This is a genomic window from Methylobacterium sp. (assembly GCF_028290105.1).
Classification (GTDB): Bacteria; Pseudomonadota; Alphaproteobacteria; order Rhizobiales; family Beijerinckiaceae; genus Methylobacterium.
In genome coordinates this window covers 1-6,146 of record NZ_JAQGKL010000237.1, presented here as the reverse complement: position 1 = coordinate 6,146, position 6,146 = coordinate 1, and the positions used below count along the sequence as shown (strand labels likewise).

The 6,146-nt window shown below is 68.2% G+C and carries 6 protein-coding genes; 3 read left to right on the top strand and 3 right to left on the bottom strand.

What is annotated here, in order from left to right; translation table 11 throughout:
- Positions 1 to 948, top strand: a 948-nt coding sequence (locus JWQ05_RS16860; RefSeq protein ID WP_299660688.1) for an NADP-dependent isocitrate dehydrogenase, incomplete at its 5' end; no start/stop codon positions are given.
- Positions 949 to 1,000: 52 nt separating this feature from the next.
- On the opposite strand, the gene JWQ05_RS16855 is transcribed toward JWQ05_RS16860, so the two are convergent.
- Positions 1,001 to 1,276: a plasmid stabilization protein gene (locus tag JWQ05_RS16855; RefSeq protein WP_299660691.1), complete on the bottom strand. Its 276-nt coding sequence runs from the start codon at positions 1,274 to 1,276 to the stop codon at positions 1,001 to 1,003.
- 35 nt (positions 1,277 to 1,311) lie between these two features.
- On the bottom strand, positions 1,312 to 2,919 hold the full coding sequence (locus JWQ05_RS16850) for a histidine kinase famiy protein (RefSeq protein ID WP_299660694.1): 1,608 nt from the start codon (positions 2,917 to 2,919) through the stop codon (positions 1,312 to 1,314).
- Between the two features lie 308 nt (positions 2,920 to 3,227).
- Between JWQ05_RS16850 and JWQ05_RS16845 the strand changes: the two genes are divergently transcribed.
- Both JWQ05_RS16845 and JWQ05_RS16840 read left to right on the top strand, forming a co-directional pair.
- On the top strand, positions 3,228 to 4,835 hold the full coding sequence (locus JWQ05_RS16845; protein ID WP_299660694.1) for a histidine kinase famiy protein: 1,608 nt from the start codon (positions 3,228 to 3,230) through the stop codon (positions 4,833 to 4,835).
- 35 nt (positions 4,836 to 4,870) lie between these two features.
- On the top strand, positions 4,871 to 5,146 hold the full coding sequence (locus tag JWQ05_RS16840; protein WP_299660691.1) for a plasmid stabilization protein: 276 nt from the start codon (positions 4,871 to 4,873) through the stop codon (positions 5,144 to 5,146).
- A gap of 52 nt (positions 5,147 to 5,198) precedes the next feature.
- Here JWQ05_RS16840 and JWQ05_RS16835 read toward each other — a convergent pair.
- Positions 5,199 to 6,146 (bottom strand): NADP-dependent isocitrate dehydrogenase (locus tag JWQ05_RS16835; protein ID WP_299660688.1); only part of this gene is annotated, 948 nt, incomplete at its 5' end.

Genomic DNA, 6,146 nt, shown 5'->3' with positions numbered 1-6,146 from the left:
AAGGAGATGTGGAAGTCGCCCAACGGCACGATCCGCAACATCCTCGGCGGCGTCATCTTCCGCGAGCCGATCATCTGCCGGAACGTGCCCCGCCTCGTGCCGGGCTGGACCCAGCCCATCGTCGTCGGCCGTCACGCCTACGGCGACCAGTACAAGGCCACCGACTTCAAGGTACCGGGCAAGGGCCGCCTCACCATCAAGTTCGAGGGCGAGGACGGCACGGTCATCGAGCGGGAGGTCTTCAAGTTCCCGTCCGCCGGCGTCGCCCAGGCGATGTACAACCTCGACGACTCGATCCGCGATTTCGCCCGCGCCTCGATGAATTACGGCCTGAACCGCAAGTACCCGGTCTACTTGTCGACCAAGAACACCATCCTGAAGGCCTATGACGGCCGCTTCAAGGACCTGTTCGAGGATGTCTTCCAGAACGAGTTCAAGACGAAGTTCGATGCCGCCGGCATCACCTACGAGCACCGCCTCATCGACGACATGGTGGCCTCGGCCCTGAAGTGGTCGGGTGGCTATGTCTGGGCCTGCAAGAACTACGACGGAGACGTGCAGTCGGACACAGTGGCGCAGGGCTTCGGCTCGCTCGGCCTGATGACCTCCGTGCTTCTCACCCCCGACGGCCGGACCGTCGAGGCGGAGGCCGCGCACGGCACGGTGACGCGCCACTATCGCGAGCACCAGAAGGGTAAGGAGACCTCCACCAACTCCATCGCGTCGATCTTCGCCTGGAGCCGTGGCCTCGCCCACCGCGCCAAGCTCGACGACAACGCGGCACTGGCCAAGTTCGCCACCACCCTCGAGACCGTCTGCGTCGACACCGTCGAGAAGGGTTTCATGACCAAGGACCTCGCCCTACTGGTCGGCCCCGAGCAGAAGTGGCTCTCGACCACCGGCTTCCTGGACAAGGTCGATGCGCACCTCAAGGCCGCGATGGCCTGAGTCACCACGTCGGCTCCGCACATTCGCGCGGAGCCGAACGGGCGGCCGTCCGTCAGGACGCGTGTCGGGCCGTTTCCGCGTTGCGCCTGCGGGTCGCGGCGGCCTTCTTCGCCGAGACCGAACGCTGCTCGGGCGTGCGCGCGGTCGCGGCTCCGGCCCGGCCGGAGCCGCCGGGCTTCTTGCCGCTCCCGTCGTCCTTGTTGACCGTGGCCCAGGCGCGCGCCTCGGCGGCCTCCTCCGGCACGCCGCGCGCCGCGTAGGACTCGGCGATGTGCTCGGCCTTGCGGCTCTGCTTGTCGGTGTATTTCGACTTGTCGCCCTGGGCCATTTTTTACGCTCCTGTGCTGGAGGCCCGCACCGGGCTCAGCCGAGGACGGCCGGTCCGTCGAGGACCGCCCGGACGCGGCGGATCAGGTCCGTCCGGCGGTAGGGCTTGCTCAGGAGATCGAACGCCGAGCCTCCCGCGTCGGTTCGCTCCAGGCTCGCCTCGGCATAGCCCGTGGTCAGGAGCACGCGCAGGTCCGGGCGTCGCTGGCGTGCCTCGCGGGCGAGGGTGATCCCATTCATGCCGCCCGGCATGATCAGGTCGGTGAAGAGCAGGTCCACCGTCGCGCCGCCGTCGAGGATGTCCAGCGCCTCGCGCCCGTTCTGCGCCATCAGCGTCGCGTAGCCGAAATCTCGCAGGATCGTGCGCGCGAGTTCGGCGACATCCTCGCGGTCGTCCACGATCAGGATGGTTTCCGAGCCCGTGCCGTCCTCGACGGTTTGCGCGGAGGGGACCGCGTCGGCCTCTTCGTCCTCCGTCGCCGGAAAGGAGAGCCGCACGATGGTGCCCTCCCCCAGGGTCGATTCGATCCGTGCCGCACCGCCGGATTGCTTGGCGAAGCCATAGACCATGGAAAGCCCGAGCCCGGTGCCCTTGCCCTCCTCCTTGGTGGTGAAGAACGGGTCCATCACCCGAGCGAGGACATGGGCGGGAATGCCGCTTCCTGTGTCAGCCACGCTGACGGTGACGTAGCGGCCCGGCGCCAGACCGTTGCCCGCGCCCGGCGCGACGACATGGTTCTGCGTCGTGATGGTCAGGCGTCCCCCATCCGGCATCGCGTCGCGGGCATTGATGAACACGTTGAGGAGGGCGACCTCCGCCTGGGTCGGGTCGACCCGGCAGTTCCAGAGATCGGGCTTGAGATCCAGCCGGATGGTGGTCGCCTCGCCGAGCGTCCGGGCGGCCATGTCGCTCATGCCGTTCACGAGGTCGGTGAGATTCACCGAGCGTCCTTCCAGGCGCTGCTTGCGGGCGAAGGCGAGGAGCTGCTGGGTCAGGGTGGTGGCGCGGTCGGCCGCAGTCCGGATGTTGGCGGTGGCCCGCCGGAGGCGACCGCGGTCGGTCTCCGGGTCGTCGAGGCCGGCGCTCAAGATATCGACGTAGCCGACGATCACCTGGAGCAGGTTGTTGAAATCGTGGGCGATGCCGCCGGTGAGCTGGCCGAGGGCCTCCATCTTCTGGGCCTGGCCGAGGGCGTCCTCGGCATCGCGCCGACGCGAGACGTCGAGCTGCGAGGCGAAGAAGTACACCAGCGTCCCGTCCGCGTCGTAGATCGGCGACACGAACAGGGCGTTCCAGAACGGCGTCCCGTCCTTGCGGTAGTTGATGATCTCGATGGCGGCATTCTCACGCGCCGCGATGGCGCGGGCGAGTTCGCGCACCGCCGCGCGGTCGGTCTCCGGCCCCTGCAGGAAGCGGCAATTGCGGTCCAGCACCTCGTCCCGGCCGTAGCCGGTCATCTCCAGGAAGGCGTCGTTGGTGAAGATAATCGGATTGTCGGGAAGACGCGGGTCGCTCACCACCATGGGCATGCGCGAGGCGGCCACCGAGGCGAAGAAGAAGGCCGCGGCCGGGTTCGCCGGAGCCTCTCCCGCGCGGGCGGGGGCACCCGGCCCGTTTTCGCCCTCACGCGGGACGTCCGGCATCTCAGTCATATCCGCGCAATCGGAGGGGCGGGCCCGGCTCGGCGGGCACTAACATTCTTTAAACGCCCCGCGCCGTCTTGGTTTCCTCGGCGGAGGGGATCTTCGTGGTGCCGGTTCGCCGTTCGCCCGCCATCGGCTCATCGCCGCGCGCCGGCCGGCGCGCGGCGATGAGCCGATGGCGGGCGAACGGCGAACCGGCACCACGAAGATCCCCTCCGCCGAGGAAACCAAGACGGCGCGGGGCGTTTAAAGAATGTTAGTGCCCGCCGAGCCGGGCCCGCCCCTCCGATTGCGCGGATATGACTGAGATGCCGGACGTCCCGCGTGAGGGCGAAAACGGGCCGGGTGCCCCCGCCCGCGCGGGAGAGGCTCCGGCGAACCCGGCCGCGGCCTTCTTCTTCGCCTCGGTGGCCGCCTCGCGCATGCCCATGGTGGTGAGCGACCCGCGTCTTCCCGACAATCCGATTATCTTCACCAACGACGCCTTCCTGGAGATGACCGGCTACGGCCGGGACGAGGTGCTGGACCGCAATTGCCGCTTCCTGCAGGGGCCGGAGACCGACCGCGCGGCGGTGCGCGAACTCGCCCGCGCCATCGCGGCGCGTGAGAATGCCGCCATCGAGATCATCAACTACCGCAAGGACGGGACGCCGTTCTGGAACGCCCTGTTCGTGTCGCCGATCTACGACGCGGACGGGACGCTGGTGTACTTCTTCGCCTCGCAGCTCGACGTCTCGCGTCGGCGCGATGCCGAGGACGCCCTCGGCCAGGCCCAGAAGATGGAGGCCCTCGGCCAGCTCACCGGCGGCATCGCCCACGATTTCAACAACCTGCTCCAGGTGATCGTCGGCTACGTCGATATCTTGAGCGCCGGCCTCGACGACCCGGAGACCGACCGCGGTCGCCTCCGGCGGGCCACCGCCAACATCCGGACTGCGGCCGACCGCGCCACCACCCTGACCCAGCAGCTCCTCGCCTTCGCCCGCAAGCAGCGCCTGGAAGGACGCTCGGTGAATCTCACCGACCTCGTGAACGGCATGAGCGACATGGCCGCCCGGACGCTCGGCGAGGCGACCACCATCCGGCTGGATCTCAAGCCCGATCTCTGGAACTGCCGGGTCGACCCGACCCAGGCGGAGGTCGCCCTCCTCAACGTGTTCATCAATGCCCGCGACGCGATGCCGGATGGGGGACGCCTGACCATCACGACGCAGAACCATGTCGTCGCGCCGGGCGCGGGCAACGGTCTGGCGCCGGGCCGCTACGTCACCGTCAGCGTGGCTGACACAGGAAGCGGCATTCCCGCCCATGTCCTCGCTCGGGTGATGGACCCGTTCTTCACCACCAAGGAGGAGGGCAAGGGCACCGGGCTCGGGCTTTCCATGGTCTATGGCTTCGCCAAGCAATCCGGCGGTGCGGCACGGATCGAATCGACCCTGGGGGAGGGCACCATCGTGCGGCTCTCCTTTCCGGCGACGGAGGACGAAGAGGCCGACGCGGTCCCCTCCGCGCAAACCGTCGAGGACGGCACGGGCTCGGAAACCATCCTGATCGTGGACGACCGCGAGGATGTCGCCGAACTCGCGCGCACGATCCTGCGAGATTTCGGCTACGCGACGCTGATGGCGCAGAACGGGCGCGAGGCGCTGGACATCCTCGACGGCGGCGCGACGGTGGACCTGCTCTTCACCGACCTGATCATGCCGGGCGGCATGAATGGGATCACCCTCGCCCGCGAGGCACGCCAGCGACGCCCGGACCTGCGCGTGCTCCTGACCACGGGCTATGCCGAGGCGAGCCTGGAGCGAACCGACGCGGGAGGCTCGGCGTTCGATCTCCTGAGCAAGCCCTACCGCCGGACGGACCTGATCCGCCGCGTCCGGGCGGTCCTCGACGGACCGGCCGTCCTCGGCTGAGCCCGGTGCGGGCCTCCAGCACAGGAGCGTAAAAAATGGCCCAGGGCGACAAGTCGAAATACACCGACAAGCAGAGCCGCAAGGCCGAGCACATCGCCGAGTCCTACGCGGCGCGCGGCGTGCCGGAGGAGGCCGCCGAGGCGCGCGCCTGGGCCACGGTCAACAAGGACGACGGGAGCGGCAAGAAGCCCGGCGGCTCCGGCCGGGCCGGAGCCGCGACCGCGCGCACGCCCGAGCAGCGTTCGGTCTCGGCGAAGAAGGCCGCCGCGACCCGCAGGCGCAACGCGGAAACGGCCCGACACGCGTCCTGACGGACGGCCGCCCGTTCGGCTCCGCGCGAATGTGCGGAGCCGACGTGGTGACTCAGGCCATCGCGGCCTTGAGGTGCGCATCGACCTTGTCCAGGAAGCCGGTGGTCGAGAGCCACTTCTGCTCGGGGCCGACCAGTAGGGCGAGGTCCTTGGTCATGAAACCCTTCTCGACGGTGTCGACGCAGACGGTCTCGAGGGTGGTGGCGAACTTGGCCAGTGCCGCGTTGTCGTCGAGCTTGGCGCGGTGGGCGAGGCCACGGCTCCAGGCGAAGATCGACGCGATGGAGTTGGTGGAGGTCTCCTTACCCTTCTGGTGCTCGCGATAGTGGCGCGTCACCGTGCCGTGCGCGGCCTCCGCCTCGACGGTCCGGCCGTCGGGGGTGAGAAGCACGGAGGTCATCAGGCCGAGCGAGCCGAAGCCCTGCGCCACTGTGTCCGACTGCACGTCTCCGTCGTAGTTCTTGCAGGCCCAGACATAGCCACCCGACCACTTCAGGGCCGAGGCCACCATGTCGTCGATGAGGCGGTGCTCGTAGGTGATGCCGGCGGCATCGAACTTCGTCTTGAACTCGTTCTGGAAGACATCCTCGAACAGGTCCTTGAAGCGGCCGTCATAGGCCTTCAGGATGGTGTTCTTGGTCGACAAGTAGACCGGGTACTTGCGGTTCAGGCCGTAATTCATCGAGGCGCGGGCGAAATCGCGGATCGAGTCGTCGAGGTTGTACATCGCCTGGGCGACGCCGGCGGACGGGAACTTGAAGACCTCCCGCTCGATGACCGTGCCGTCCTCGCCCTCGAACTTGATGGTGAGGCGGCCCTTGCCCGGTACCTTGAAGTCGGTGGCCTTGTACTGGTCGCCGTAGGCGTGACGGCCGACGACGATGGGCTGGGTCCAGCCCGGCACGAGGCGGGGCACGTTCCGGCAGATGATCGGCTCGCGGAAGATGACGCCGCCGAGGATGTTGCGGATCGTGCCGTTGGGCGACTTCCACATCTCCTT